The following is a 26,244-nucleotide window of genomic DNA, read 5'->3' on the forward strand; positions in this document are numbered from 1 at the left end:
CGCGGGGAGGCCCCGCCATCGGGAGCCCCCTGCCCTACCGTGTGCGCGACGGTGGGGCTCGGACGTGCTAGCCCAGGCCCATGCACCGCCCACGCCGCCCCACCGCCGCCCAGAAGGGGCCGTCGTCCACCGCCACGCCCTTCGAGTTTCCCCCCGACGCCGCGTTCACCTGGCACTCGGAGAGTGATGAGCCCGCTCCCACGCGCCTGTCGGCCGTGGATGATGGGCTCAGCGCCGACACCGCGCTCAAGCGCGTCCGGCGGGGCGAGTTCCTGCGCTACACCGGAGACTTCCACAACGCGAAGCAGCTCCTCGGCGCGCTGGGTCGGCGCCTCGAGCGGCCGTCGCAAGCCCGCTCGCCGCTGGAGGCGTTCCGGGCCGAGCGCCGCGCGCGGCAGCTGGAACATGCGACGCTGTCGCGAGTCGTCGTCGCGCTCGACAAGAGCTACCGCCTGGGCCTCGCGAGAGCACCGGAGGTCTCCGAAGCGTGTCGACAGGTGTGGGGCGAGCCCACCGCGGACTTCACCGTCGTGCCGCTCAAGCAGTTGCTTGGCATGCTCGGGGCCACGGAGTGGCGGCGCAAGGGCCTGGCCGTCCCGGGGCTGAAGGGCCAGCTCCATCCGCACTACGGCGTCTACCTGCCCACGCGCACCGACTACGTGGAGCTGCTGGCCGCCGTGGCGGACGTGAAGGACAAGCGCGTGTTCGACGTGGGCACCGGCACCGGAGTGCTCTCCTTTCTCCTCCTGCAGCGAGGCGCGGCGTCCGCGCAGGCCACGGATTGCGACTCCCGCGCGGTGGCGTGCGCCCGGGAGAACGCGGAGCGACTCGGCCTCTCGCAGCGCTTCCAGGTCACGGAGTCGGACCTGTTTCCGGACGGAAAGGCGGACCTCGTCGTCTGCAACCCACCGTGGATTCCGGAGCCGCCCAAGAACCGGGTGGACCGAGCGGTGTTCGACGAGGACAGCCAGTTCCTGCGGCGCTTCCTCGAAGGACTCCCCGCCGCGCTCACCCCGGGGGGAGAGGGGCTGCTGATCCTGTCGGACCTCGCGGTGTTGCTGGGCTTGCGTCCGCCCGGGTGGCTGGAGGAGCAGTTCGCGCGCTGCGGCCTGACGGTGTCCTGGCGAAAGTCCACCCCGGCGCGGCACTCCAAGGCCAAGGACACGACGGACCCACTGCACGCCGCGCGCTCCCGGGAGATCACCACCCTCTACGGCCTCGTGCCCGCCGCCAGGTAGCACCGGGAGGCTCGAGCACGGCGACCGCCGCGGGCGACGGGATGCGGCGCCTCGCTCCGGGGTCAGGTGCCGGCACGCCGGAGCAGCACGGCGCGAGCATCGACGTTGAGGACCTGCGTGCCTCCCGCGAGCGTGGCCAGCGGGACGTCCCAATGGCAGTGACCGCAGATGACGAGGAGCCTGCTCCAGGGCTCCACGGCCTCCCGGATGACGGCGTTGCCGCGCAGGTTCGTCCCAGGCACGTCCGGGCCTTCGTGGAGGAGGAGCACCTCGGGCTCCTGGAGGAGGACGCTTTCGATTCGCTCCAGTTGGGCGGACTGCTCGCGCCGGTTCAGCTTGTCGGGCCGGCCGATGATGTAGCTCACCCCGCCCAATGACAGCCCATCCGGCGCGACGACCTCGCCATCCAACAGGGTGCGCCCCGGTTGGTGGAAGAAGCGCGCTTGCTCCTGGCCACGCCCGAAGGTGTCGTGGTTCCCCGCGACGCCGACGACCCAGCGAAAGGACGCGGAGAAGGCGCTCCAGACGCTCCGCACATCTCCCGAAGCCCCCCGCACCTCCGCGCCGGGGCTGGAGAAGAGGTCGCCCGCGAGGAGGATGCCAGTGCGGCTCGCGAGAGGGATGTCACCCGCCTCGCCCATCATCGCCAGCTCATCCGCCAGGACCTCGCCCAGCAGCGCCGCGGCCCCGTCGCGCAGGGCATGGGGTGCCATGCCCTGGAGGTCCGACAGCGCGATGACCGCGTCCACGTCCGGGGGAAGGGTGTCCACCCAACCGCACAGCAACGGCAGTCTTTCAGCGCGCGTCCCCCCTCGCGGCGCGGCGTTCAGGTACCACCATTCATGAAGGGGCTTCTCATCAACGGTCAGGATTCGCATGCCCCGTCGACGAGGTCCGCTCCCGAGGCTGACAGCGCGTGGCGGGCCCTCTTCCCTGGGGAAACCGCGCTCGCCGCCGCGTCAGTCTTGTTCAACGACATGCTAGTGTCGCAGGCACCTGCTTGGCCGGAGCCGGGTTCTGAGGTCGCGAGCAATGTCGACGTTTCGAGGAACGGTTCTGGCCCTCGTCCTGGGATTGAGCGTGGGAGTGGCCGCTTCGTGCCAGTCTCCAACCGGGTGCGAGGGATGCATCAACAAGCAGGGCGTCTGCCTCCGAGGCACCCTGGATTCAGCCTGCGGCTCGTTTGGCGCGGCATGCGTCGCCTGTGGGTCGGGCGCCCTGTGTCAGCAAGGCGTCTGCGCCCCGGAGCTGCCTGACGCGGGGCAGAACGACGCGGGGCAGGACGACGCGGGCCTCGGGGTTGACGCTGGACCGGCGGACGGCGGCATGGCGGATGGAGGAGGCCATGGGGATGGTGGCTCGACGCCCAGCTTCCAGCTCATGCCGAGCACGACCACGGCGACCCTGCGGGATGTGGCCGTCGTGTCCCCCACGGAGGCGTACGTCGTGGGACTCCGCGGCACCGTGCTGCGTTGGGACGGCAGCCAGTGGAGCGCCGCCGGTTCGCCGACGTCCCTGGATCTCTACGCGTTGACGCTCGCCGAGGGTGGAGGCTGGGCGGTGGGTGAAGGCGGGACACTCCTGTCCCTGGCGAGTGGCACGTGGTCTGGGTACAGCCCCCCGCTGACGGCGGCCCCGCTCACGGGCATCGCCGCGGCGTCATCGCGGAGCGCCATGGCGGCCGGCAAGGAGGGGGATCAGCACTACACGTTCGTCTGGGACGGCGCGCAGTGGACGAAGCTCGCCACGGGCACCCCCCACCCCTACACCCAGATGCCAGACATCTTCATGGTCGCGGACGGCACGGCCTTCGCCGCCAAGGACAGCTCGGTCGTGCGGTGGACGGGCACCGACTGGGAGTCGCTGACGACGCCCACCACGACGAGCCTCCAGGCTGTCTGGGCCGCTTCCGCCAACGAGGCCTTCGCCGTCGGCTCGTCGGGAGTGGTGATGCGGTGGAGGTCCACCGCCGGCCTCGTCATGGATCAGCTCTCGCCCTACCCCTTCCTCCACGGCGTCTGGGGGAGCGGCTCGAGCGACGTCTGGGCCGTCGGCTCGGGCGGGACGATCCTGCACTGGAACGGCGATGACTGGACGCAGGTGGACTCGCCTACGACGAAGGACCTGTACGGTGTTTCGGGCTCGGGCCCCGACGACGTCTGGATCGTCGGAGCCGGGGGCACCATCCTCCACGGTCCTTGAGGAGAACGCGCGGGGGGCCGGCGCCGTCGGCCCTCCTCGCGGCAAGCCCTGCTCGCCGCCGCGTCAGGCCTTGGCGCCCTTCGCCACGGCGTCGTGCTCGTCACGGCCGTGCACGGAGGACACGGGGCTGGTCGCCTCCACGGCGGAGAAGGTCTCCAGGACCTTGTACGTGTGACTGGAGCCGCGCGGCACGAGCCAGGAGTCACCGGGGTTCAGCAGGATGACCTGCCCCTCCAGGTGCAGCTCCGCGCGGCCCTTGAGCACGTAGCCCACGGTCTCGTAGTCGCGGGTGCTGGCGGGCTTGGCCTCGGCGGGCGGCTCGTCCTCCCACAGCCGCATGGCCACGCGGACGCCGGACGCGAGGTACTTCTGGCCCATCTCCCCCTTGGGGGAATGGCGGCTTTCGACCTTCTTCACGCTGGTGTCGCCCATGGTCGCTTCTCCTCGGGGGGCGGCGTGCGACGCCGCGCTCCACCTGGGAAGAAGGTAGGGAAGGCCCCGGGCGCTGGCGGACCGCGCGTCGCGGATCGCCTGCCTGCCCTGCGTCCAGAAAGACGAAAGCCCAGTCTCCGCAAGGGAAGACTGGGCTTCGGTGACTCACCGCTCGCGGAGAGTCGGGATTCGTTCAACTCAGGCGGCGCGGACGTTCTGCGCCTGCAGGCCCTTGGGGCCCTTGGTGACTTCGAACTCCACCTTCTGGCCCTCGGCCAGGGTGCGGAAGCCATCCATGTTGATGGCAGTGTGATGGCAGAAAACGTCTTCGCCATTGTCCTGCGCGATGAAACCGAAGCCCTTCGCGTCGTTGAACCACTTCACGGTACCAGTTGCCATTGTGAGTCTCTTCTCTTTCTCTGCTCTGAACCGGTGACCGGCTCTCGCCTGCCACCGGTGCCGAAACGAACACCGCCCCGGCACGCCGGGCACTCTACCCACTTCCTGCGGGAACTCCACTCCTGAGAGTGGAATCCAGCAGGCAGCCGTCCGTCATCCGACACAGCGGACTCCGTCGAGGCCCGGCGATTGAACACCCCGGGCCCCGCCGCCATTCCGGACGAGCGCGTCCCGGCCTTCATACTTCTTCACCCCAGCCGGGCGTGGGCTTCACACCCGGCTTCTACCTTGAGCTCCGTCAGAAACGACACGGGCCCGCCTGGTCGGTGCCCGGCCTGCTTTCAGGAGCCACACATGTTCGGATTCGTTTTCGGTACCGCCTGCCTCGCCGGTCTCTTCGCCACCCTGCACCGCGGGCGGCACGGCCACTACCACCACCACGCGGGCCATGGGGGCCGCTGGAGCGCGCGCCCCCGGCTCCGCTGGCTCTTCGAGCGGCTGGAGACGTCGCCCGGCCAGGAGAAGGTCATCGTGAAGGCGGTGGAGGACGTGCGCGAGGCCTTCGCCAAGGTGAAGGACCAGTGGGGCCCCAGCCGCACGGCGCTCGCGGGGTCGATGCGCGGGGAGCACTTCGACGGCGCCATGCTGCGGGAGCTGTTCAGCCGCCACGACGTGGCGCTGGAGACGTTGCGCAACGCGGTGCAGGACGGGCTGTCCCGGATGCACGAGGCGCTGGAGCCCAACCAGCGCCGCGAGCTCGCGGACATCATCGAGCACGGCTGGGGCTACGGCTGGCGCGGGGGCCGGGGCTGGCACGGGCGAGGCTGCGGTGGACGCGGCCGTTGGGGAGGCCGTCCCCACAACGATGACGGCCCGGCGTCCTTCGTCTGAGCCCCCTGCCCTTCGTCTGGAGACCGCCACATGAGACACCGTCTGCTCGTCGTCCTGCTCGCCGCGGGTGCCATCGGAGGCTACGCCTCCGGCTTCGCGAACCTCGCCCGCCACCACCGCTCGGCCTGCCACCGGGGCGACTGGGGAGGCCCCGCCTACCGCAACGGGATGCCTCCGTACTGGGACTGGCACGCGCAACCGCCTCCAGGCGCCGCGGGCCCCGCCGACGCGCCGGGAGCGCGTTAGGATTCCGCCCCGCCCATGCCCACCCGCGTCCTGCTCATCGATGACGACACCCGGATGTTCGAGCTGCTCGCGGAGTACCTCGGGCAGAACGGCATCACCGTCAGCCACGCGCCCGACGGCGGCCGGGGGCTGGCGGCGCTGGAGGCGAACGCCTTCGACGCCGTGCTCCTGGACGTGATGATGCCGGGCATGGACGGCCTGGAGGTGTGCAAGCGCATCCGGGCCAAGAGCCGCATCCCGGTGCTGATGCTCACCGCGAAGGGCGACGAGACGGACCGGGTGGTGGGCCTGGAGCTGGGCGCGGACGACTACCTGCCCAAGCCCTTTGGCCCGCGCGAGCTGCTCGCCCGCCTGCGCGCGGTGTTGCGGCGAGCGCAGCCGTCGGCCGTGGCGGACCGGCTCGAGTCGAGCGGGGTCTCCATCGACGTGTCCGGGCGCGAGGTGCGGGTGGAGGGACGCGCGGTGGATTTGACGGGGCTGGAGTTCGACCTGCTGCTCGCGCTGGTGCGGCGGGCGGGCCGGGTGATTCCCCGCGACGCGCTCCTGGGCGAGGCGGGGCGAAATGACACCGTGGTGAGCGAGCGCACCGTGGACGTGCACATCTCCCACCTGCGCCAGAAGCTGGGGGACGTGGGCACACGCCTCATCAAGACGGTGCGCGGCGTGGGGTACGTCTTCGCGAAGGAAGGCACCTGATGGGCTGGGGCCACCGGCATCCCCACGGGGGGCCCTGGGGACGGAGGCCCCCTCCGGGTTTCCGCCACCATCACCCTGAACATCCCCACCACCGGCGCAAGTTCCACCTGGGCCGGCTCGGGTCCTTCGTGCAGGCGCGGCTGCGGCGGCGGCTGTTCGTCATGTTCGGGCTCACCATCCTGGTGACGGTGTTCGTGGTGTCGTGGGTGATGAACCTGACGGGCGGCAACTCCTGGAGGCAGGAGACGGAGCGCGTGCGCTCGTTCGTGGGCCACCGCTTCGCGGAGGTGTGGGACGCGCCCGCGGCACGCGACTCCCTGGTGCGGAGCATCTCCGACGACCTGGACGTGGAGGTCGAGCTGAAGGACCTGTCCGGCGCGGTGGTGGCCCAAGGAGGCGCCCCGTGCCCGAAGCCGGACGCCTCCATCCCCGTGATGCGGGAGGACGCGCAGCTGGGGACGCTGCAGGTGTGCTACCTGCGCACCCGCACGCGAAGCCCCTGGCAGGCTGTCTTGCCGCTGGGCATCGCGGTGCTGGTGCTGTGGACGGCGGCGGGCGGCATCTCGTACCGGATGGCGCGCCCGGTGGACACGCTGGTGCGAGCCACGCAGGAGCTGGGCGAGGGCCGGTTGGGCACGCGGGCGAGCCTCCACCACCACGCCACCGGTGAGTTCGCGGTGCTCGCCGAGTCGTTCAACGACATGGCGGCGCGCATCGAGAAGCAGATGGCGGATCAACGCGAGCTGCTGGCCGCGGTGTCGCATGAGCTGCGCACCCCCCTGGCGCGGCTGCGGGTGCTGACGGAGCTCTTGCGCGACGGAGGAGGCAACCCGCGCACGTTGGATCAGGTGGACCGCGAGGTGGTGGAGCTGGACGCGCTGGTGGGCGAGCTGCTGGCGAGCTCGCGCCTGGACTTCGGACAGCTCACGCCCAAGGCGCTGGAGGCAGGCGTGCTCGCGGCCCAGGCGCTGGAGCGCACCGGCCTGTCCGCCACGCTGTTGCAGCCGGAGACGGATGACGTGACGTTGCTGGCGGACGCGACGCTGCTGGGCCGCGCGCTGGTGAACCTGCTCGACAACGCCCGCAAGCACGGCGCGGGGGTGGAAGCGCTCCGGTTGCAGGAGCACGGCACGGAGCACCTGGCCTTCAGCGTGGAGGACCGGGGCCCGGGGCTCCTGCCTGGCGAGGAGACGCGCATCTTCCAGCCGTTCTACCGCAAGGACCGGGGCGGCGAGGCGCGCGAGGCGGGTTCGCTGGGGTTGGGGCTCGCGCTGGTGCAGCGCATCGCCCGGGCCCACGGCGGCGAGGTCTTCGCGGAGAACCGGCCCGACGGAGGCGCGCGGGTGGGCTTCACCGTCCGCAAAGCGGGCCCACCGACCCTCCCCGTGACCCCGCAGGCCTAGCGGCCGCGAACCGCCGGGCGCGCAGGCGCCGCCCTACCGAAGCGCGCCGCCGAACGTCACGACCACCGCGAAGGCGCAGCGCCCGCGAACCGCCGGGCGCGCAGGCGCCGCCCTACCGAAGCGCGCCGCCGAACGTCACGACCACCGCGAAGGCGCAGCGCCCGCGAACCGCCGGGCGCGCAGGCGCCGCCCTACCGAAGCGCGCCGCCGAACGTCACGACCACCGCGAAGGCGCAGCGCCCGCGAACCGCCGGGCGCGCAGGCGCCGCCCTACCGAAGCGCGCCGCCGAACGTCACGACCACCGCGAAGGCGCAGCGCCCGCGAACCGCCGGGCGACTCCACGCACGACGCGGCCTGGAAGGGGGCCGGATGAACCGTCCCCCCGGTCCAGGCGGACGCGCTACTGCTTCGCCTGGGCGTCGGTCACGGCGAAGGTGAAGGACGCCTCCGTGGGAGCGCCCTCCTTCACGGTGACCTCCGCCGCCTTCGTGCCCAGCGTCTCGTGCCACGCCTCCAGCGTGTACGTGCCCGCGGGCAGGCCCGTCAGGGTGAACGTGCCGTCAGCGCCGGTGGTGGTGAAGTACGGGTTGGGGTTGCTCACCACGTAGGCCGTCATCCACGGGTGCACGTCGCACTTCAGCCGCAGCACCTCCGCGTCCGAAGGCAGGGGCTTCTGCACGGGCGCACCCGAGGGCGGCTGGGCCACGTTGAACACCGGCCGGGTGCCCACCACGCCGCGCACGTTGTGCAGCGTGCCGTCGCTGTTCTTGAACACCACCTGCTGGCCCGCCACCGCGCCCTGCACGCGCGGCACATAGGCGCACTTGGACTGGTCCACCTCCACCGGCGTGGACGGCGCCGCGGGCGCGCCAGCCACCGGGCCCTTCACGCGCACCAGCACGTTCTGGAGCTTGCCGTCCTTCACCAGCACGGACTGCTCCTTCTCCGGCCGGCCGTCGCACGCGGGATCCGCGCTGGGCGCCAGCTCCGCCATCGCCGGAGGCGTGCCGGTGAACGACACCGTGCCCTTCACCACGCCATTGCCCGCGGGCGCCGGAGCCGCCGCCTCGCCCGTGCCCGCGCCCGCCGTGGGGGTGGGGGGGACGGCTTCCTGCGTGGGCGCCGACGGACGCGTGGCGGGCGCCGAGGGGGGGGCTTCGTCCTTCTTGCACGCGGGCAGGGCCATGAGCCCCGCCACACCGACCATCGACAAGCCAAGCGTACGCAGCTTCATGAGGCGGCCTCCTCTGGAAGTCTTCCGTGTTGCGATGCCCGCCGTCGTAGTGGAAGGCACCGGTCAAGTCCAACGCCCCGCGGGGGGCTACTCGCGGCGGCTCACGCTGAATGCGGCCAGCCCCACGAACACCGCCGCGAACGCCAGCAGCGCGGGCACCTCCCACCCCACCGCGACCCCACCCTCCGAGCCCACCGCCAGCGACGCCTGCGCCCCGTACAGCGCGCGGCGCACGCCCTCCACCGAGAAGCGCATCGGGTTCAGGCGCATCACCCACGACAGCACCGGCCCCGCGCCCTTCACCGGGAACATCGCGCCGGACAGCACCCACATGGGCAGCATCACCAGGCTCATCACCGCGTGGTAGCCCGCGCTGGAGCGCACCCACCACGCCAGCGCCATCCCCATGCCGGTGAGCGCCAGCGCCGACAACACCATCACCGCGGCGAGCAGCGGATAGTCCACCGCCTTCACGTCCACGCCCGCGAGCGGCGCGAAGAGCAGGAACAGCGACGCCTGCATCAGCGCGATGGTGGACGACCCCAGCGCCTTGCCCAGCACCACCGCCAGCCGCGACCCCGGCCCCGCCAGCACCGCCTGGAGGAAGCCCTCCTTGCGGTCCTCGATGACGGTGATGGTCGCGAAGATGGCGCTGAAGAGCACCACCATGGTGACGACGCCCGGGAAGAAGAACTGCTGGTAGCCCAGCCCCTGCGCGCCCTCCACGCGGAACGAACCCGCGAAGCCTGAACCAATCACGAACCAGAACAGGATGGGCTGCGCCAGCGCGCCAATCACCCGGCTGGGCTGGCGGAAGAAGCGGACCACGTCGCGCGAGAGCAGCACCCGCACGGTGGCCCACTGCAGCGCGAGCGCGCCCGGCTCCCGCCGGGGCACCGGGGCGCTGGGCGCCTCGACGGACGACGGAACAGGCACGGGGATGTCGGCGCTCATCGGCGTTTCCTCGGCGCGGGCGTGGGTGCGGGAGCATCCGCTCCCAGGGCCTTCCCGGTGAGCTGGAGGAACACGTCCGCCAGCGTGGGCCGGCGCAGCGACACGGAGGCGAACCGCCCCGGAGGGAAGGCCTCCACCAGCCGCGGCACCAGCGCATGTCCCTGCGAAGCCTCCACCTGCACCCGCCCCTCCACCACCTTCGCCTCCAGCCCCAGCCGCTCCGTCACCTGGGCGGCCAGCGCCTCCGGCTCCGGCCCCTCCAGCGTGAGGATGTCCCCGCCCATGCGCGAGGCCAGCGCGCGGGGCGTGTCACACGCCACCAGCTTCCCGGCGTCCAGCACCGCCAGCCGGTCGCACCCCTCCGCCTCGTCCGCCCGGTGCGTGGTGAGCAGCACGGTGACCCCCTGCGCGTCGCGCAGCCGCTTGAGGTGCGTCCAGAACGTGCGGAAGGCGGCCTCGTCCAGGCCCTGCGTGGGTTCGTCCATCAGCACCACGCGCGGCTGGTGCACCAGTGCCCGCGCCAGCTCCAGGCGCCGGCGCATGCCGCCCGACCAGGTGCCGACCTTCTCGTCGCCCCGGTCCGACAAGCCGATGAGCGACAGCATCGTCTCCCCGCGCGCCTTCGCCTCCGCGCCGGTGAGCCCGTACAGCCGCGCACCCAGCAGCAGGTTCTCCCGCGCGGTCAGCAGGTCGTCCAGGCTGCCGCGCTGGAAGATGACGCCCATCTGGCGCCGGAGCGCGGGATCGCTCAGCGAGAGCACCCGGCCGGCGAAGTGCACCTGCCCCGCGTCTGGCGCGAGCAGGCCCGCGAGCAGTTGGAACGTGGTGGACTTGCCGGCGCCGTTGGGCCCCAGGAGGCCCAGGATTTCGCCCGGCTGCACGGACAGCGACAGCCCGTCCACGGCGGTGCGCCCACCGAAGCGGCGCGTGAGCCCCTCGATGCGGAGCAGCGGTGGCGGCGGGTTGGGAACGGAGGTGTCAGGCATGCAGGGCGTCCGGGCGCAGGGACGCCGCGCGAGGGGGCACTAGCCGCGGGGAACGCGGTCCAGCGCCAGCGCGGCGAACAGGCCGGTGAGGTACACGAGCGAAAAGAAGAACGTCCGGCGCGCCCAGGGCTTCCCCAGGTGCTTGAAGAAGCCCCACGCTCCCAGGCCGAGGAAGCTCAGCCCGAGCACCACCGCCGCCGCCAGGTACCACGCCCCGACGATGTGCAGCTGGAAGGGCAGGAGCGTCATGGGCACCAGCGCCACCAGGTAGAGCACCACCTGCGCGCGGCTGGATTCATCCCCGCGCTCCAGCGGCACCGACTTGAGGCCCGCCGCCGCGTATTCGTCCTTGCGGAACAGCGCGATGGCGAGGAAGTGCGGCATCTGCCAGAGGAACATGATGGCGAACAGCGCGAAGCCGCCCGCGTCCACCGAGTTCGTCACCGCGGTCCAGCCCATCAGGGGCGGCAGCGCGCCCGGCACGGCGCCCACCAGCATGGCCGCGGACGTGCGCGCCTTGAGCGGCGTGTAGGCCAGCACGTAGGAGAGCAGCGCGACGAGCCCCAGCACGCCGGTGAGCAGGTTGGCCCCCAGCACCAGCGCCGGCAGCGACACCGCCGCCAGCGACAGGCCGAACCACAGCGCCGTCGCGGGGTCCATGCGCCCGGCGGGCAGCGGCCGGTTGCGCGTGCGCGACATGAACTGGTCGCTGTGGCGCTCCATGTAGCAGTTGAACGCGTTCGCCGCGCCCACGGTGCCCGCCGTCGCCAGCAGCGTCACCAGCGCCCGCACCGGGCCCAACGGCCCCGGCGCCAGGAACATGCCTCCCGCCGCGGTGATGAGCACCAGCGAGGACAGCCCCGGCTTCGTGAGGGAGATCAGGTCGGACGCGGTGGACGACAGGGACAAAGCACGCGTGCTCAAGCGGACTCCAGCAGGTGGCCCCGGACCGAGGTCGCTTCCGGACAGGGGGGCGTGGGGTGGACCCTCCCATACCGTCACCCGGCAGGGGTGGCAAGGCGCGGACGCCCCGCCACATCAGCCTGCCTTGTCGCCCCCCTTCAAAAACGAAGCGCCGCGAGCCCCGGAAAAGGGGCTTCGCGGCGCGGGAGGAAGCCAGCGGAAGGACGGGGCCTAGTTGCCCGCGAGCCGCTGCGCGTCGGCGAGGTACTCGCCCTTGGGCTCGCGCTTCACGTACTCCTGCGCCAGCGTGCGGACCTTGGCCGACTGCTTGGGGTCCTTGGAGAGCAGCGACGCGTAGAAGTAGTAGACCGGCGTGTAGTTCTCGTCGGAGGTGAGCGCGCGCTGGTAGGTCTCATCCGCCTTCGCCGCGTCACCCTTGCCCTGATAGACGCGGCCCAGCTCCGTGAGCGCCATGGCGGACCGGTCCGGCTGGCCGACGAACTCCTGGTTGGCCTTCTCCAACTGCTCCTTCGCCTTGTCCCAATCCGAACGCTCCCGGTAGATGGCGCCCATGGCGAGGCGGGCCTCGGGGTTCTTCGCCTTCGGGTCCTTCACCGCGCGCTGGTACTGCGCCAGCGCGTCGTCCAGCTTGCCCTGGCGGCGGTAGGCGTTGCCCAGCATCACCACCAGCTTGGGGCTCTCCCCCATCGTCTTGAGCGCGGTCACGAGCGCCTCGGAGGCCTCCTTCTCGCCGCCCGGCTTGCCCATGAGCGCCTTGGCCAGCTCCACATGGAACTGCGCGCGGCTGCCGTCCACGCGGATGGCCTTGCGGATCTCCTCCGCGGCCGCGTCGAAGTTGCCTTCGGCCAGCAGGCGCCGGCCCTTGATGAGGTTCAGCTCCGGGTTCTGCTTGTCGAGCGTGAAGCCGGTGTCTTCCGCCTTGGCCACCTCGGCCTTCGCCTTGGCTGGATCCACCGGCACGCCCGTCGATTCGGACAGCTTCTGCTGCATGTCCGGCTTCAGGGCGGGCATGGCCAGCGCCACGCGCGCGATGAGCAGCGAGCGCGCCAGCTGGGCGGCGGCGAGCTGGCGGGGGCTGGGCGGCGGCTCGGCCTCCAGCAGCTTCTTGATGTCGCGGCTGGCCACCGCGTAGATCGGCTCGTCCTGCTCCAGCATCAGCAGCGAGCGGCCCAGCAGCGACTCCGGGTGGTCCTTCTCGTAGCGGAGCGCGAAGTCGTAGTCCTTCCAGGCGGTGTTGTCCTGGCCCAGCCGGCGGTACACCGCGCCCAGGCCCGCGTAGACGCGCGGGTCGTCCGGCGCCAGCGCCTGCGCGCGCTCCAGGCTGTCCCGCGCGCGCTCCAGGTCGCCCGCGTTCATCTGGATGAGGCCCAGCGTGAGGTACAGGAGCGAGGACGCCTTGCCCTTGTCGTTGAGGTCCTTGACCTGCGCCTCCAGCGACGCCAGCGCGCCCTTGCCATCACCGCTGTAGGTCTTGATCAGCGCCTGCGCCGCGATGAGGTGGCTGGACAGCTCCTTGCCCTTCTGGGCCGCCGCCAGGTGCTCCTCGGCCTTGCGCCGGGCGTCGTCACCGCCGCCGTGCTCACCCCAACGGATGGCGTACGCGTACGCCAGGTAACCGTGGGCCGCCGTGGAGTCCGGGTCCACCTCCAGCGCCAGGTCCGCCGCCTCGCACGCCTTCTTGTAGCTGGCGAACGAGTCGTGCTTGAGCTGATCAGTGGCGACATCCAGGTTCTTCTTGAGTTCGCGGCCGCGCTTCTTCGCCTGCGCCGAGTACCAGCCGTAGCCACCCGCGAACAGCGGGATGAGGACGAGCAGGACCAGCGACAGCACCTTGCTGCCCTTGCCCTTGGGCGCGCTCTTGCGGCGCGACGCCGGCTCGTCGTCGTCCTCGTCCACCTCTTCCACCACCACCTGCGGGCGGCGCGGGCCGGTGGGGCGAGCGCCCGCGTCCGCGGTCCTCGCGGGACCCGCCGTGCGGGCCGCCTGCTGCGTGGGGGCGTTGACGCGGCCCACGGCGGCGGGCGCGGCCACGGGAGGGCTCGCCACGGGCACGCTCGCCGCGGCGGGGGCCTCGGGAGCGGCCGGGGGCGGCGGGGCCACCGGCGCGAGCACCGGGGTGGGCGCCGCCGGGCGGGGAATCTCCACCTTGTACTGCTGGAGGAGCGTGACGGTCTCCGGGTCACCCGGGTCCGCCTGGTAGGCCTTGAGCAGGTTGCCGCGGCCGACGTCCGCTTCGCCGCCCTTGATCTGCAGGACGCCCGCCATGCGCAGGGCTGCCTTGTCCTCGGGCTGGACCTGGAGCGCGCCCATGACCTCCTCGAGCGCCTTCTTGTCCTTGTTCTGCGCGGCGTAGACGCGCGCGAGCAGGAGGCGGGGATCGGCCGCGGTCGGGTGTGCCTTCACGCCCTTCTTGCAGACGACCATCGCCTCCATGAAGCGACCCAGGTCGAGGTACGCCTCCGCCAGGGGCTTGTACGCATCCGACGAGGGATCGGAAGCGAACGAATGCTCAAGCTTCGCGAGCTCGGTGGGGCTCAACGTCTTCGAAGGGGAGGTGGACATGAACCAGAAGGGGGCCCGGAATGGCCGGGAAGGATGCGGTACCGAAGAACGGTTTTTATGGCATCCGCTGCGCGGCACGTCAATCGCAGGGTTGTTGGCGAAAACGAGCTGCTTGACAGCGCGGTGGGGCTCCGGTACTAGCCCCATCACTTCGCCGGTCCCAACACCGGCGCGGCGGCAGCAGGCAGTCCCTTATGGGGGTGTAGCTCAGTTGGGAGAGCGTCGCGTTCGCAATGCGAAGGTCGTCGGTTCGATCCCGTCCACCTCCACCATGAAGAACCGAAGGGCCTCACGGGAAACCGTGAGGCCCTTTGCATTTCGGGCCATTGGTGAATTGCAAAGGCTTCCGGCTTTGTTATCCGGGGCCGATGACCGACCCGTCCGCCTCCCTGTCGTTCTTCGCCCGCTTCTGGCTCGCCTGGCTGTGCTTCTGGCGCTGCCTCGTGTCCCGCGAATTCGCGCAGGCCGTGCTGCCGGCCAGCCGCGCCTACGATTCGGGGCAGCTCAAGGAGCTCCCGTCCGGGGACACGGCCGCCCCAGCGCTTCCGAGGGCGCCCGCCATCCCGCCCCCGGTGGCGGCGGCGCCCCTTTCGCCCGAGCGCGAGCACGCGAGCGCGCTGGCCCTGCTCTCCATGCTCCAGCGCGAGGGTCGCTTCGTGGACTTCGTGCAGGAGAACGTGGCGGCCTTCCCGGACGCGGACGTGGGCGCGGCGGCCCGCATCGTCCACGAGGGCTGCCGCAAGGTGGTCCACCAGTACCTGACGCTCCAGCCGGTGCTCCCGCAGGGCGAGGGCGACGCGGTGACGGTGCCGGACGGGTTCGACGCGCAGCGCATCCGGCTGACGGGCAACGTCGCCGGCCAGCCCCCCTACGGGGGCACGCTCCGGCACCACGGCTGGGTGACCACGGAGGTGAAGTTCCCGTCCGTCAGCCCGGCCATGGAGCCGCGCGTGCTGGCGCCGGCGGAAGTCGAGCTCGCCTGAAGCTCGCTTGAGCCCCAGGCGGCGCTGCCCTGAAGTCCCCTTCCCTTCGAGGAACCACAAGGCCCCCTTCGGGGGTTCCTGACCGATATGGCGCGATACTCCATCGGCATCGACCTGGGCACCACGCACTCCGCGGTGTCCTACTTCAACCTCGAGGACGGCAAGCCCCGAGGCCCCTCGCAGTCCATGCTGCCCGTGCCGCAGGTGACGGCGCCCGGAACGGTGGAAGCGCGTCCGCTGCTGCCTTCCTTCCTGTACCTCCCCAGCGCGCAGGAGTTCCCCGAAGGCAGCCTGGGCCTGCCGTGGAACCCGGAGTCGAGCGTCATCGTCGGTGACTTCGCCCGCTCGCACGGCGCCAAGGTGCCCACGCGGCTCGTGTCCTCCGCGAAGAGCTGGCTGTCGCACCCCGGCGTGGACCGCCGCTCCGCGCTCTTGCCCTGGCAGGCGCCCCCGGAGGTGCAGCGCGTGTCTCCGCTGGACGCGTCCGCTCGCTACCTGCGCCACCTGAAGGAGGCGTGGGACCACACCTTCGCCCGCGCGCAGGAGGAGTCCGGCAACGCGCTGTCCCGGCAGGAGGTCATCGTCACCGTCCCCGCGTCCTTCGACGCGGCGGCGCGCGAGCTGACGCTGGAGGCGGCGAAGGCGGCGGGCATCGAGCACCCCACCCTGCTGGAGGAACCGCAGGCCGCGCTCTACGCGTGGCTGGAGGCGATGGGGGAGAACTTCCGGCGGCTCGTGAAGCCCGGCGAGGTCATCCTGGTGGTGGACGTGGGCGGCGGCACGTCCGACTTCTCCGTCATCACCGTGAAGGACCGCGAGGGCGACCTGGAGCTGCTGCGCGTGGCGGTGGGCGACCACATCCTCCTGGGCGGCGACAACATGGACCTCGCGCTGGCGCACACGCTCAACCAGCGGATGGCGGCGGAGGGGCGCAAGCTGGACGCGTGGCAGTTCAACGGCCTCACCCACGGGTGCCGGCAGGCGAAGGAGACGCTGTACGCGGACGCCTCCCTGGACCGGGTGCCCATCGCCATTCCGGGCCGGGGCTCGTCGCTGATTGGTGGCACGCTGCGCACGGAGCTGACGCGCGAGGAGCTGGACCGCGTCCTCACGGACGGCTTCTTCCCCGTGACCGAGGTGGGCGACCTGCCCCGCACCGCGCGGCGCACGGGCCTGGCGCAGATGGCGCTGCCGTACGCGCAGGACGCTGGGGTGACGCGCCACCTGGCGTCGTTCCTCACCCGGCAGGCGCAGGCCCTGGCCGCCAGCGAGGACTCCCCGGTGGACGTGACGGGCAAGGGCTTCCTGCACCCCACCGCGGTGCTCTTCAACGGCGGCGTCTTCAAGGCGGGGCCCCTCAAGGGCCGCGTGATGGAGGTCCTCAACCAGTGGCTGGCCGCGGAAGGCGCGCCGCCGGCCCAGGAGCTGGAGGGCGCGGACCTGGACCTCGCGGTGGCGCGGGGCGCGGCGTACTACGGCTGGGTGCGCCAGGGCCACGGGCTGCGGATCCGCGGCGGGACGGCGCGCGCCTACTACGTGGGCGTGGAGACGGCGATGCCCGCGGTGCCGGGCATGGAGCCGCCGGTGAAGGCGCTCTGCGTGGCCCCCTTCGGCATGGAGGAAGGGACGCAGGCGGACGTGCCCCCGCAGGAGTTCGGGCTCGTCACGGGAGAGCCCACGAGCTTCCGCTTCTTCGCGTCGTCCCTGCGGCGCGACGACAAGGTGGGCGTGCTCCTGGACGACGTGGAGTCGGAGCTGGCGTCGGGGGAGCTGGAGGAGGTGGCGCCCATTGAAACGACGCTGCCCGGACAGCCCACGCCGTACGGGGACCTGACGCCGGTGAACCTCCAGGCGGTGGTGACGGAGGTGGGCACGCTGGAGCTGCGGTGCCTGGAGAAGAACGGCTCCGGGCGCTGGAAGCTGGAGCTCAACGTGCGCATGAGGGAGTAGAAGGGGCCCCGCACACCGGAGGCGTATGCGAATCGTTGGCATCGACCTGGGCACCACCCATTGCGCGGTGGCATCCGTGGATCCAGGCAAGGGCGCGGGGGCGCCCGTCGAGGACTTCCCCCTGCCCCAGCTGGTCCGCCAGGGCGAGGTGGCCCCGCGCGCGCTCCTGCCGTCCACCGTCTACATCCCCGAGGGCCACGAGCTGGCGCCGGAGGTGCTGCGCCTGCCCTGGGGCGATGACGGCGGCCCCTGGGTGGTGGGCGAACTGGCCCGCTGGCAGGGCGCGCGCGTGCCCGGACGGCTCGTGGCCAGCGCCAAGAGCTGGCTGTGCCACCCGGGCGTGGATCGCTCCGCTCCCATCCTCCCGTGGGGCGCGCCCGCCGACGTCCAGAAGCTGTCCCCGGTGGACGCGTCCGCCCTGCTCCTCACGCACATGGCCCGCGCGTGGGACTTCGCCCACCCGGACGAGCCGCTGTCCAGGCAGGAGGTGGTCATCACCGTCCCGGCCTCCTTCGACGAGGCGGCGCGCGCCCTCACCGTGAGCGCGGCGCGCAAAGCGGGGCTGGAGAAGTTCACGCTGCTGGAGGAGCCGCAGGCGGCGTTCTACGACTACACCGCGCGCCACCGCTCGGGCCTGGAGCAGACGCTGTCCCAGGTGCGGCTGGTGCTGGTGGTGGACGTGGGCGGCGGCACCACCGACTTCACGCTGGTGCACGCGGGCGTGTCGCCGGAGGGCCCCATGCTGCGGCGGCTCGCGGTGGGCGACCACCTGATGCTGGGCGGCGACAACATGGACGCGGCGCTCGCCCGGCGCATGGAGGAGAAGCTCTCCCAGGGAGGCCGGCGCCTGTCCGCGACGCAGTGGACGCAGGCCATCCAGGCCGCGCGCACCGCGAAGGAAGCGCTGCTGGGGCGCGAGCCGCCGGAGAAGTACGGCCTGTCCCTCATCGGCGAGGGCAGCCGGCTGCTGGGCGGCACGCTCTCCACGGAGCTGGGCCGCGACGAGGCGCAGGCGCTGGTGCTGGACGGCTTCTTCCCCGTGTCTCCCGCGGAGGACAGGCCCCGGCGCACGGCGCGCATGGCGCTCCAGGAGCTGGGCCTGCCGTACGTGCAGGACCCCGCCGTCACCCGACACCTGGCGGCCTTCCTCGCGCAGCACGCGGCGGCGGGCTTCGCGGCGCTGGGGGAGACGCCGTCGCACGAAGGCGCCCTGCCCCGCCCGGACGCCATCCTGCTCAACGGCGGCGTGTTCAACTCGCCCCAGATTTCAGCGCGGTTGGTGGACGCGCTGTCCGCGTGGTGGCCGCGCGCACCGCGGATCCCGCTGCTCAAGCACGAGTCGCTGGAGCTGGCCGTGGCCCGGGGCGCCGCCTACTACGGCCTGGTGCGGCGCGGGCACGGCCTGCGCATTGGCGGCGGCGCGGCGCGGGCGTACTACGTGGGCCTGCAGCGCGGACCGGAGAGCGCGGAGCAGCCCACGCTGTGCCTCATCCCGCGCGGCTTCGAGGAGGGCCAGAAGGTGGACCTGGGCGAGCGCCCCTTCACGCTCACCCTGGGCCGTCCGGTGCAGTTCGCGCTCTACTCCACGACGAGCGACCGCATCGACAAGCCGGGGGACCTGGTGCCCCTGGCGGAGGACCTGAAGCCGCTGCCGCCCATCCACACGCTGCTCAAGGGCGCGTCGGGCAAGGTCTCCGAGGTGCCGGTGCACCTGCAGGCCGCGCTCACGGAGATCGGCACGCTGGAGCTGTTCTGCGTGTCGGACGTCGTGGACGAGCGCTGGCGCCTGGAGTTCGAGCTGCGCGGCACCGGCGGCTCGCACGAGCTGACCGTCACCGAGTCCATGCCCGCGCGCTTCGCCGAGGCGAAGGACAACGTGGAGCGCGTCTACGGCAACAAGCCGCTGCCGCTGGGGCCCAAGGACGTGAAGCAGCTGTCGCGCACGCTGGAGAAGGTGCTGGGCCCGCGCGAGACGTGGCGCGTGCCGGTGATCCGCGAGCTGTGGAGCACGCTGTACGCGGGGGCCAGCAAGCGCCGCCGCTCGGATGATCACGAGCGCGTCTTCTACAGCCTCACTGGCTTCTGCCTGCGCCCCGGCTTCGGCTACCCGTTGGACGGCTGGCGCGCGGAGCAGACGTTCAGCCTCTTCGACGCGCTGGTGCAGCACCACACGGACAAGGCCGTGTGGACGGAGTTCTGGGTGATGTGGCGCCGCATCGCGGGCGGCCTCACCGAGGCCCACCAGCAGAAGCTGTACGCCTACCTCCAGCCGCACCTGTCCCGGCGCGTGCCCCCCGACGCGCCCCCGCAGGCAGGCAAGCTCAAGGGCATCCAGCCCGAGGGCCTGGACGAGATGGTCCGCACCGTCGCCTCGCTGGAGCACCTGTCGCCGGGCGACAAGGCGGAGGTGGGCCGGTGGATCGCCGCGCGGCTGAAGGCGGATCCCCGCGCCGGTGGCCCCTGGGCCTGGGCACTGGGTCGGCTGGGAGCCCGCGTGCCCCTGTATGGCAGCGGCCACAAGGTCGTGGACGTGGAGACGGCGGAGGCCTGGCTGGAGCTGCTGCTGTCGCTCGACCTGCGCAAGGTGGACGGAGCGCCGTTCGCCGCCGCCCAGCTCGCACGCCTCACCGGGGACCGCACGCGGGACCTGGAGCCAGAGCTGCGCGAGCGCACGGCCCAGGCCCTGGTCGCGTCGAAGGCCTCGGACACCTGGGTGCGGATGGTCCGCGAGGTGGTGGCCCTGGAGGCCGCGGACGAGGCCCGGGCGCTCGGCGACACGCTGCCGGCGGGCCTGCGGCTGTCGTGAGCCGAAGCGCGGCCTCCCGACCTCACACGGCGGGTCAACCCATGACATGTGCTTGGGACGCCGTGCGTCGGCGGCCCGGTGCATCGACGCCGCGCGGCCTTGCTTCGGGGGCTCCGCGGTCCGTGCGGCTCAGCGCCGAGCGGCGGGACGAAGCTGCGGGTGGAGCTCCATCCCGCGAGGATCAGCACCGAGCAGAGGGACCGAGCTCCGGGCGGATCTCCATCCCGCGCGGATCACCGCCAAGCGGCGGGACCGAGTTACGGGTGAATCTCCATCCCGCGCGGATCACCGCCAAGCGGCGGGACCGAGTTACGGGTGAATCTCCATCTCGCGCGGATCACCGCCGAGCGGCGGGACGGAACTCCGGGCGGATCTCCATCCCGCGCGAATCAGCGCCGAGCGGCGGGACGGAACTCCGGGCGGATCCCTCCCGTGCGGGGCGTGAGCAAACTGCGCACTCCCCAGCAGGGCGGATCCGCCGTCGGGTGGATCAGACCTGGGCGGTGACTGACACGTCGCCCGCGGCCTCGCCCGCTGGAGCGCGATCGACGAGCGTGGGTTCCACCGGGGCGGCGTCGAGGGACATGGCCTCCACGACCTCCAGCACGGGCTCCACGACCGAGACGGCGGGCACCTGGACGGTGGCGGCCTGCGTCTCGTCCTTCTTCGGCTTCTTCGTGCCCGCGCCCGAGCGACAGCCCCGGCACCAGGGCTGGTTGCGGATGGCGCCATCCGCCATCTTCCGCAGCCCGAACTGCGCCAGCGGCTTGAGCGTCTTGCACTTCAGGCACATCAGCGAGATCAGCACCTCGTGGCCGTCGGCGTCGTAGACGGAGGACTTGCGCCGCTTGCGCGGTTGCCCCGGCTCACGCGCCTTGTCCTTCTCGGGCGCCGCCGGGACCATCATCGGGGTTACTTTGTAGAGCATCTCTCTGTCCCTCCCACGCACGGGCTCCGGCTTGCGCTCGCGGGCTCAGGGCCACACCGGCAAGGGATCTCGCGTGCCTTAGAGTAGGGAGGTTTCCCGCCGTTGGAAACTGATCCCAGGCCGAAAATTCGGCCTGGACTCGATGTGTCGATCTTTCGCTGGGTTGCGGCCAGATCCAGCCGCAGCGGATCAGCGCGGAGAGAAAATTTCCAACGGCGGGCACACCCTTTTTTCAGGGCTTCGCGTCCGCGCAGGGCTTCCCGCCCCGCACCAGGTGCACGCGCCCGAGCGCCGGAGGCTTCAGGGCATTGCCGTTCGCGCGCCCATAGGCCGTCAGCACCTCGCGCAGGTCCTCTCCCTGCAACAGGTGGATACGGGCCGGTGGCAGCGTGGTCGTCAGCGGTCCCACCCCGTCGCCCCCGCGCAAGAGGAAGTCCGGCACGGCGACCCGGTAGGTTCCCCGCGCCTTCAGCGGCCGGCCGCCCGGCAGCGTCACGCCCTGGAGGCGCTCCGGCCCCGGACACACGCTCAGCGTCACCTCCAGCCCGGACACCGCGAAGACGCCCTTGCGACCGCCGTAGGCCAGCGTGAGGAAGCGGCGCAGCTCGTCCGCGGACAGCTCCAACACCGCGAGCGTGTTGTCGAAGGGCAGCACCTCGTAGAGCTTCCCGAAGGTGAGCGGCCCCTGGGGCAGGTCGGTCCGGATGCCGCCGGCGTTCATCACCGCCGCGTCGGAGCGGGCCGCCTGCCGCATCGCGTCCGCGATGAGGTTGCCCAGCGCGCTCTCGCCCTCGTACACCTGGGGCATGCGGGCCTGGACCTCCACGCCCACGGTGCGGCGCTGCTCCTCCTCCACGCGCGCCTCCGCGGGGGCCACCAGCGCCTCCACCCGGGCATCCGGCGTCACCGGCTTGCCCAGGAAGGTGGCCGGCACCAGGCGCACGTCGTTCGCCTCGCGCAGGCGCTGCGCATCACAGGTGCCGAGCGTGGCGTCCACGGCCCCACACACGGGGATGGCGGCCTGGATGCGCGTGCGGTCGGGCAGCACGCGGTGGCTCACCGGATCCACGAAGAGCTCCACCACCCCGAACGAGCGCGCCATGCCCGTCGTCTCGATGACCGGCACGTCGCCGAAGAAGTGCCCCATGGTCTGGTGCGTGTGGCCCGCCACCACCGCGTCCACCGCGCCCTTCGGCAGCGCGTCCAGCACCGCGTAGATTTCACCGTCGTCCCGCACGCAGCTGGAGGTGTCGCGCGGGTGCGCCAGGTCCGTGCACTTGCCGCCCGCGTGGGCGATGGCGACGACGACCTCCGCGCCCTGCTCGCGCAGCGAGCGCGTGGCCTCCAGGGCGGAGTCCGCCAGCGACTCGAACTTCAGGCCCGCGACGTTCGCGGGGTTGGTCGTCTGCGGCGTCTGCGACGTGGACAGGCCCAGCAGCCCCACCTTCACGCCCTTCACGGTGACGACCGTGGTGCCGTCATTGCCCAGCCACGCCGGATGGCGGCCATCGCCCTCGCGCACGTTGGTGGACAAGAAGGGGAACCTCGCCTGGGCCATGCGGGCCTTCAGCGCGCCCAGCGGATCCTCGTCCGGACGGGTGGCCACCGGCCCCGGTCCCACGGGCCCGTAGTCGAACTCGTGGTTGCCGATGGCGACCGCCGAGTAGCCCAGCAGGTTGTAGACGTCCACGACGATGGCGCCCTCGACCAGGTTGGATGCCAGCGTCCCCTGGAACAGGTCGCCCGCGTCCACCAGCAGCACCCCGCCCGGGTTGTCCTCGCGCAGCCGCTCCACGTAGGACGCGAAGAGCGCTGCGCCGCCCTCCTCCACCTTCTGCCCGTCCGGCAGCGTGGCGCGGTGGGGCATCACCCAGCCGTGGAAGTCGTTGGTGCCCACCAGCGTGAGCCGCACGGGGGCCGTGGCGGCCGGCGCGGGGGGCGTGGCGGGAGCAGCGGGAGCGGGCGTCGGGCCGCCCTTGCAGGCGGCGGCGAGCACCGCGAGCGCCAGGGCGGTGGAGCGGAAGGAGCGCATGGGGCGCGCACTTCATCCCGGCCCCACCTCCCTTTCAACCCGCTTCGCGCCTCAGCCGTGACGGCGCCGGCCCCGCAGAGCCATGCCGAGCAGGCCCAGCATCGCGACGGAGGACACCGGCGCGCTCGTGCAGCCGCAGCCGCTGTCGTCGGAAACAGCCCCGCCGCCGCCAATCGGGTTGTCGTCTCCCGGCAGGACGACGACGCCGCCACCGCCATCCCGGGGGCCACCATCCGTACCGCCATCTTCAGAGCCCCCATCCGCCTGCGGCTGCGCGATGGCCAGGGGCGGCGTGAACGCCCGGGCCACGTTGCCCCAGGAGGTGAGCTTCAGGTTGTCGCCCTGCGTGCTGCTGCTCATGCCGTCAATCGCGGCGAAGAGGCCCTCCGGGAAGGCCTTCCCCAGCGAGCCCGAATACGCCACCAGGCCGCGCGACTGCTCCACGGCGTCGGTGCCCCCGTCCTGCGGCACCACCCGGAAGGCGCCCACCCGCCCCAGCGTGCGCCGGTCGAAGACCACGAAGGCGTTCGCGTTCGGATCCGACGCCACGATGTAGCCGTCCGTCGAAGACGTCTCGTACAGCGCGAGCCGCCCCACCGAGGACAGGCCGCCATCCGCGATCGCCACCACCTGCGTTCCCGCGACGCCGGCGTCCGCGGCCGCGGCATAGCGGTAGAGGCCCTGCCCCTGCTGCGCCACGTAGACGGCGCCCTGGCTGCGGTCCACCACGAGCCCCATCACCAGGCCGGCCGGGATGTCCCGCAGGGGGGTCGCCGTGACGCCCCCGTCCGTGGGCGTGAGCGCGAACTGCCGCAGGCCTCCCGACGCGAGCCCCCCGAAGGCCTGGAACGACCCGTCCGCGCCGCGGGTCATGCGCACCGTGCCATAGCTCACCCCCACGTCCAGCGGGGCCGTCGTGGGCGACAGGCGGGTGAGCCCCGCATCCGCCGTGGCATCCATCACGTAGGGAACGAGCCCCGTCAGCGTGGGGTTCGCGCTGAGCACCAGCGACTGCGATGTGCCGGCCACGCCCGGGAACCCGGACACCACGTCCACGCTCGCCGACGTGCCCTCGGTGACGGATTGCAGCTCCCCTCCGTCCAGTGCGTAGGTGAACAGGCCGTTGTTCACGTCCGCCGTGATGAGTCGGCTCGCGCCGGGATTGACCGGGTTCACCCACAGGGCCACGTCGTACACGGTGCCGCCGCCGGAGCGGGCCCCCGGCTGCGTCTGCACGGTATAGGGCACCTGGACAGGAGTCGTCTGGGCCCCAGCGGCCGCGCTCACGAAGAGGGCGGTCAACGCGGGGAGAGAGGGGTTGCGCATGGGTGGGTGGCTCCTGGGCAGGTCGCTCCCTACCTAGGCATGGGCGCACGCCACATCAAGTTCTCTGGAACCGTGGAACGGTTGGCAGACGGTGAAAGCCTCGGGTACAACGAACACCGTCTCCCAGCGAACAGACAAGGGCCATGGCCAAGCGCGCACTCATTACGGGCATCACGGGGCAAGACGGCAGCTATCTCGCGGAGCTGCTCCTGAAGAAGGGCTACGAGGTGCACGGCATGGTGCGCCGCTCTTCCGAGGAGAAGTTCGAGCGCATCGCGCACCTCCAGGGGAAGGTGCAGCTGCACCAGGGCGACCTGCTGGATCAGTTCTCGCTGGCGGCCCTGTTGAACCTCACCCAGCCGGACGAGGTCTACAACCTGGCGGCGCAGTCCTTCGTGCCCACCAGCTGGAACCAGCCGGTGCTCACCGGTGAGTTCACGGCGCTGGGCGTGACGAAGATGCTGGAGGCCATCCGGCACACCCGTCCGCAGGTGCGCTTCTACCAGGCGTCCTCCAGCGAGATGTTCGGCAAGGTGCTGGAAGTGCCCCAGACGGAGGACACGCCCTTCTACCCGCGCAGCCCGTACGGCGTGGCGAAGGCGTACGGCCACCACATCACGGTGAACTACCGCGAGTCCTTCAAGCTCTTCGCGGTGAGCGGCATCCTCTTCAACCACGAGTCGCCCCGCCGCGGCCTGGAGTTCGTCACGCGCAAGGTCACGTACAACGTGGCGCGCATCAAGCTGGGCCTCCAGGAGACGCTGCCCATGGGCAACCTGGACGCCAAGCGCGACTGGGGCTTCGCGGGCGACTACGTGGACGCCATGTGGCGCATGCTCCAGCAGGACACGCCGGAGGACTTCGTCGTCGCCACCAACGAGACGCACACCGTGCGGGAGCTGGTGGAGATCGCCTTCGGCCGCGTGGGCCTGGACTGGCAGAAGCACGTGAAGATCGACCCCGCGTTCGTGCGCCCCGCGGAGGTGGACCTGCTCATCGGCGACTACAAGAAGGCGAAGGAGAAGCTGGGCTGGGAGCCCACGGTGCGCTTCAAGCAGCTGGTGGAGATGATGGTCGACGCCGACCTGGAACGCGTCAAGGCAGGGCAGCGGTAAGATGCGCGTCCTCGTCACGGGAGCGGACGGATTCGTCGGTCGGCATGCCTGCGCGGCCCTTCGGGCAGCCGGCGACGAAGTGGTGGAGGTGCATGGACCCCGGGGCGAGGGCATCAGCAGCACCGCCCTGCATTTCGACATCGCCGACGAGGCGAAGGTCAAGGCGGCGGTCGCCGAGGTGAAGCCGGAGGCGGTGCTGCACCTGGCCGGCTTCAGCTCCGTGGCCAAGAGTCACCAGAACCCCGCGCGCGTCTTCGCGGTGAACACCATGGGCGTGGTGCACCTGCTCACCGCGCTGCGCGAGAGCGCCCCGAAGGCCCGCGTGCTGGTGGTGGGCTCCGGGGAGGTCTACGGCCCCGTCGCCGAGGGCACCCGCGCCCTGGAGACCCACCCGCACGTGCCGCTGAGCCCCTACGCCGCGTCGAAGTCCGCCGCGGAGCTGGCCGGGGAGCAGTTCTTCCGCAGCTACGGCATGGAGATCATCCTCGCGCGGCCCTTCAACCACCTGGGCGCGGGCCAGGACCCCACGTTCGTGGTGCCGTCGTTCGCGGCCCAGATTCGCGCCATCGCGCTGGGCACGGTGGATCCGCTGCTGCGCACGGGCAACCTGGACGCCATCCGCGACTTCTCGCACGTGAAGGACGTGGTGGACGCGTACCGGCTGCTGCTCCAGCGCGGCGAGGCGGGGCAGGCCTACAACGTCTGCAGCGGCGAGGGCCGCACCATCCGGAGCTTGCTGGAGGAGATGCTCCAGCTGTCCGGCGTGCAGGCGCGCATCGAGCTGGATCCCGCGCGGCTGCGCCCCTCGGACATCCCCAGCCTCGTGGGCTCGCCGGACAAGCTGCGCGCGCTGGGCTGGACCCCGAAGCTCACCGTCGCGGACGCGCTGCGCGACGTGCTGGGCCCCCGGGTGACGTCGCACTGAGCGCCCCCCGG

At 71.7% G+C, this 26,244-nt stretch carries 22 protein-coding genes and 1 tRNA gene; 12 read left to right on the top strand and 11 right to left on the bottom strand.

The window, feature by feature from the left end; all coding sequences use genetic code 11:
* Nucleotides 1–80: 80 nt before the first annotated feature.
* Nucleotides 81–1,238 carry a 50S ribosomal protein L11 methyltransferase gene (locus GTY96_RS22360; RefSeq protein ID WP_143906912.1) on the top strand — a complete coding sequence of 386 codons (1,158 nt, stop codon included), beginning with the start codon at nucleotides 81–83 and terminating at the stop codon, nucleotides 1,236–1,238.
* Nucleotides 1,239–1,300: 62 nt separating this feature from the next.
* Here GTY96_RS22360 and GTY96_RS22365 read toward each other — a convergent pair whose 3' ends face one another.
* A complete protein-coding gene (locus GTY96_RS22365; RefSeq protein ID WP_235685780.1) occupies nucleotides 1,301–2,116 on the bottom strand; it encodes a metallophosphoesterase family protein in 816 nt (271 codons plus the stop codon).
* Nucleotides 2,117–2,618: 502 nt separating this feature from the next.
* Here GTY96_RS22365 and GTY96_RS22370 point away from each other — a divergent pair.
* Nucleotides 2,619–3,440: a WD40/YVTN/BNR-like repeat-containing protein gene (locus GTY96_RS22370; protein ID WP_161665730.1), complete on the top strand. Its 822-nt coding sequence runs from the start codon at nucleotides 2,619–2,621 to the stop codon at nucleotides 3,438–3,440.
* 63 nt (nucleotides 3,441–3,503) lie between these two features.
* Here the strand turns inward: GTY96_RS22370 and GTY96_RS22375 are convergent, their stop codons facing one another.
* A complete protein-coding gene (locus GTY96_RS22375; RefSeq protein WP_143906908.1) occupies nucleotides 3,504–3,872 on the bottom strand; it encodes a cupin domain-containing protein in 369 nt (122 codons plus the stop codon).
* Between the two features lie 198 nt (nucleotides 3,873–4,070).
* Entirely contained in the window at nucleotides 4,071–4,271 is a 201-nt protein-coding gene (locus GTY96_RS22380; protein WP_014395088.1) for a cold-shock protein, read from the bottom strand.
* Between the two features lie 354 nt (nucleotides 4,272–4,625).
* On the opposite strand from GTY96_RS22380, the gene GTY96_RS22385 reads away from it, so the two are divergent.
* The 4 genes from GTY96_RS22385 to GTY96_RS22400 are packed head-to-tail and all read left to right on the top strand — an operon-like array spanning nucleotide 4,626 to nucleotide 7,507.
* A complete protein-coding gene (locus tag GTY96_RS22385) occupies nucleotides 4,626–5,162 on the top strand; it encodes a periplasmic heavy metal sensor (protein ID WP_161665731.1) in 537 nt (178 codons plus the stop codon).
* Between the two features lie 30 nt (nucleotides 5,163–5,192).
* Nucleotides 5,193–5,408, top strand: coding sequence for a hypothetical protein (locus tag GTY96_RS22390; RefSeq protein ID WP_143906904.1), 216 nt, complete (start codon nucleotides 5,193–5,195; stop codon nucleotides 5,406–5,408).
* Between the two features lie 15 nt (nucleotides 5,409–5,423).
* Entirely contained in the window at nucleotides 5,424–6,104 is a 681-nt protein-coding gene (locus GTY96_RS22395; RefSeq protein ID WP_143906902.1) for a response regulator transcription factor, read from the top strand.
* On the top strand, nucleotides 6,104–7,507 hold the full coding sequence (locus tag GTY96_RS22400; RefSeq protein WP_143906900.1) for a HAMP domain-containing sensor histidine kinase: 1,404 nt from the start codon (nucleotides 6,104–6,106) through the stop codon (nucleotides 7,505–7,507). The genes GTY96_RS22395 and GTY96_RS22400 overlap by 1 nt, the downstream gene beginning before the upstream one ends.
* A gap of 401 nt (nucleotides 7,508–7,908) precedes the next feature.
* On the opposite strand, the gene GTY96_RS22405 is transcribed toward GTY96_RS22400, so the two are convergent.
* The 5 genes from GTY96_RS22405 to GTY96_RS22425 all read right to left on the bottom strand — a co-directional run bounded on the left by GTY96_RS22405 (nucleotide 7,909) and on the right by GTY96_RS22425 (nucleotide 14,168).
* A complete protein-coding gene (locus tag GTY96_RS22405) occupies nucleotides 7,909–8,742 on the bottom strand; it encodes a carboxypeptidase regulatory-like domain-containing protein (protein WP_161665732.1) in 834 nt (277 codons plus the stop codon).
* An 87-nt stretch (nucleotides 8,743–8,829) separates the two neighbouring features.
* A complete protein-coding gene (locus tag GTY96_RS22410; protein ID WP_143906896.1) occupies nucleotides 8,830–9,696 on the bottom strand; it encodes an ABC transporter permease in 867 nt (288 codons plus the stop codon).
* Nucleotides 9,693–10,682: an ABC transporter ATP-binding protein gene (locus GTY96_RS22415; RefSeq protein WP_143906894.1), complete on the bottom strand. Its 990-nt coding sequence runs from the start codon at nucleotides 10,680–10,682 to the stop codon at nucleotides 9,693–9,695. Before GTY96_RS22415 ends, GTY96_RS22410 begins: the two co-directional genes overlap by 4 nt.
* A 39-nt stretch (nucleotides 10,683–10,721) precedes the next feature.
* Nucleotides 10,722–11,606 (bottom strand): heme o synthase, encoded by an 885-nt coding sequence (cyoE, locus tag GTY96_RS22420; protein WP_143906892.1) that lies wholly within the window; start codon nucleotides 11,604–11,606, stop codon nucleotides 10,722–10,724.
* A gap of 210 nt (nucleotides 11,607–11,816) precedes the next feature.
* A complete protein-coding gene (locus tag GTY96_RS22425) occupies nucleotides 11,817–14,168 on the bottom strand; it encodes a tetratricopeptide repeat protein (protein WP_161665733.1) in 2,352 nt (783 codons plus the stop codon).
* 196 nt (nucleotides 14,169–14,364) lie between these two features.
* Between GTY96_RS22425 and GTY96_RS22430 the strand changes: the two genes are divergently transcribed.
* The 4 genes from GTY96_RS22430 to GTY96_RS22445 all read left to right on the top strand — a co-directional run bounded on the left by GTY96_RS22430 (nucleotide 14,365) and on the right by GTY96_RS22445 (nucleotide 19,907).
* Nucleotides 14,365–14,440 (top strand) — tRNA-Ala (locus GTY96_RS22430).
* Between the two features lie 96 nt (nucleotides 14,441–14,536).
* Nucleotides 14,537–15,151 (top strand): DUF2760 domain-containing protein, encoded by a 615-nt coding sequence (locus GTY96_RS22435; protein WP_143906888.1) that lies wholly within the window; start codon nucleotides 14,537–14,539, stop codon nucleotides 15,149–15,151.
* An 87-nt stretch (nucleotides 15,152–15,238) separates the two neighbouring features.
* A complete protein-coding gene (locus GTY96_RS22440) occupies nucleotides 15,239–17,101 on the top strand; it encodes an Hsp70 family protein (RefSeq protein ID WP_143906886.1) in 1,863 nt (620 codons plus the stop codon).
* A 25-nt stretch (nucleotides 17,102–17,126) separates the two neighbouring features.
* Nucleotides 17,127–19,907 (top strand): Hsp70 family protein, encoded by a 2,781-nt coding sequence (locus GTY96_RS22445; protein ID WP_161665734.1) that lies wholly within the window; start codon nucleotides 17,127–17,129, stop codon nucleotides 19,905–19,907.
* A 490-nt stretch (nucleotides 19,908–20,397) separates the two neighbouring features.
* Here GTY96_RS22445 and GTY96_RS22450 read toward each other — a convergent pair whose 3' ends face one another.
* The 3 genes from GTY96_RS22450 to GTY96_RS22460 all read right to left on the bottom strand — a co-directional run bounded on the left by GTY96_RS22450 (nucleotide 20,398) and on the right by GTY96_RS22460 (nucleotide 24,193).
* Nucleotides 20,398–20,835, bottom strand: coding sequence for a hypothetical protein (locus GTY96_RS22450; protein ID WP_143906882.1), 438 nt, complete (start codon nucleotides 20,833–20,835; stop codon nucleotides 20,398–20,400).
* A 232-nt stretch (nucleotides 20,836–21,067) separates the two neighbouring features.
* Nucleotides 21,068–22,867 carry a bifunctional metallophosphatase/5'-nucleotidase gene (locus GTY96_RS22455; RefSeq protein WP_161665735.1) on the bottom strand — a complete coding sequence of 600 codons (1,800 nt, stop codon included), beginning with the start codon at nucleotides 22,865–22,867 and terminating at the stop codon, nucleotides 21,068–21,070.
* 51 nt (nucleotides 22,868–22,918) lie between these two features.
* Nucleotides 22,919–24,193: a myxosortase-dependent phytase-like phosphatase gene (locus GTY96_RS22460; protein ID WP_161665866.1), complete on the bottom strand. Its 1,275-nt coding sequence runs from the start codon at nucleotides 24,191–24,193 to the stop codon at nucleotides 22,919–22,921.
* A gap of 143 nt (nucleotides 24,194–24,336) precedes the next feature.
* Between GTY96_RS22460 and gmd the strand changes: the two genes are divergently transcribed.
* Together gmd and GTY96_RS22470 are read left to right on the top strand one after the other, a co-directional pair.
* The gene (gmd, locus tag GTY96_RS22465) at nucleotides 24,337–25,308 is read left to right on the top strand and encodes a GDP-mannose 4,6-dehydratase (protein ID WP_143906876.1); all 972 of its coding nucleotides are present in this window, start codon (nucleotides 24,337–24,339) and stop codon (nucleotides 25,306–25,308) included.
* 1 nt (nucleotide 25,309) lies between these two features.
* Complete coding sequence (locus GTY96_RS22470; protein ID WP_161665736.1) at nucleotides 25,310–26,233, top strand: GDP-mannose 4,6-dehydratase; 924 nt, start codon at nucleotides 25,310–25,312, stop codon at nucleotides 26,231–26,233.
* Nucleotides 26,234–26,244: the final 11 nt, after the last annotated feature.

This window comes from Corallococcus silvisoli (genome assembly GCF_009909145.1).
In the GTDB taxonomy this organism is placed as follows: Bacteria; Myxococcota; Myxococcia; order Myxococcales; family Myxococcaceae; genus Corallococcus; species Corallococcus silvisoli.

What these genes read in the sequence shown, in the direction of transcription:
- GTY96_RS22360 (WP_143906912.1), top strand. Translation starts at nt 81, where the DNA reads ATGCACCGCCCACGCCGCCCCACCGCCGCCCAGAAGGGGCCGTCGTCC.
- GTY96_RS22365 (WP_235685780.1), bottom strand. Translation starts at nt 2,116, where the DNA reads ATGCGAATCCTGACCGTTGATGAGAAGCCCCTTCATGAATGGTGGTAC.
- GTY96_RS22370 (WP_161665730.1), top strand. Translation starts at nt 2,619, where the DNA reads ATGCCGAGCACGACCACGGCGACCCTGCGGGATGTGGCCGTCGTGTCC.
- GTY96_RS22375 (WP_143906908.1), bottom strand. Translation starts at nt 3,872, where the DNA reads ATGGGCGACACCAGCGTGAAGAAGGTCGAAAGCCGCCATTCCCCCAAG.
- GTY96_RS22380 (WP_014395088.1), bottom strand. Translation starts at nt 4,271, where the DNA reads ATGGCAACTGGTACCGTGAAGTGGTTCAACGACGCGAAGGGCTTCGGT.
- GTY96_RS22385 (WP_161665731.1), top strand. Translation starts at nt 4,626, where the DNA reads ATGTTCGGATTCGTTTTCGGTACCGCCTGCCTCGCCGGTCTCTTCGCC.
- GTY96_RS22390 (WP_143906904.1), top strand. Translation starts at nt 5,193, where the DNA reads ATGAGACACCGTCTGCTCGTCGTCCTGCTCGCCGCGGGTGCCATCGGA.
- GTY96_RS22395 (WP_143906902.1), top strand. Translation starts at nt 5,424, where the DNA reads ATGCCCACCCGCGTCCTGCTCATCGATGACGACACCCGGATGTTCGAG.
- GTY96_RS22400 (WP_143906900.1), top strand. Translation starts at nt 6,104, where the DNA reads ATGGGCTGGGGCCACCGGCATCCCCACGGGGGGCCCTGGGGACGGAGG.
- GTY96_RS22405 (WP_161665732.1), bottom strand. Translation starts at nt 8,742, where the DNA reads ATGAAGCTGCGTACGCTTGGCTTGTCGATGGTCGGTGTGGCGGGGCTC.
- GTY96_RS22410 (WP_143906896.1), bottom strand. Translation starts at nt 9,696, where the DNA reads ATGAGCGCCGACATCCCCGTGCCTGTTCCGTCGTCCGTCGAGGCGCCC.
- GTY96_RS22415 (WP_143906894.1), bottom strand. Translation starts at nt 10,682, where the DNA reads ATGCCTGACACCTCCGTTCCCAACCCGCCGCCACCGCTGCTCCGCATC.
- GTY96_RS22425 (WP_161665733.1), bottom strand. Translation starts at nt 14,168, where the DNA reads ATGTCCACCTCCCCTTCGAAGACGTTGAGCCCCACCGAGCTCGCGAAG.
- GTY96_RS22435 (WP_143906888.1), top strand. Translation starts at nt 14,537, where the DNA reads ATGACCGACCCGTCCGCCTCCCTGTCGTTCTTCGCCCGCTTCTGGCTC.
- GTY96_RS22440 (WP_143906886.1), top strand. Translation starts at nt 15,239, where the DNA reads ATGGCGCGATACTCCATCGGCATCGACCTGGGCACCACGCACTCCGCG.
- GTY96_RS22445 (WP_161665734.1), top strand. Translation starts at nt 17,127, where the DNA reads ATGCGAATCGTTGGCATCGACCTGGGCACCACCCATTGCGCGGTGGCA.
- GTY96_RS22450 (WP_143906882.1), bottom strand. Translation starts at nt 20,835, where the DNA reads ATGCTCTACAAAGTAACCCCGATGATGGTCCCGGCGGCGCCCGAGAAG.
- GTY96_RS22455 (WP_161665735.1), bottom strand. Translation starts at nt 22,867, where the DNA reads ATGCGCTCCTTCCGCTCCACCGCCCTGGCGCTCGCGGTGCTCGCCGCC.
- GTY96_RS22460 (WP_161665866.1), bottom strand. Translation starts at nt 24,193, where the DNA reads ATGCGCAACCCCTCTCTCCCCGCGTTGACCGCCCTCTTCGTGAGCGCG.
- gmd (WP_143906876.1), top strand. Translation starts at nt 24,337, where the DNA reads ATGGCCAAGCGCGCACTCATTACGGGCATCACGGGGCAAGACGGCAGC.
- GTY96_RS22470 (WP_161665736.1), top strand. Translation starts at nt 25,310, where the DNA reads ATGCGCGTCCTCGTCACGGGAGCGGACGGATTCGTCGGTCGGCATGCC.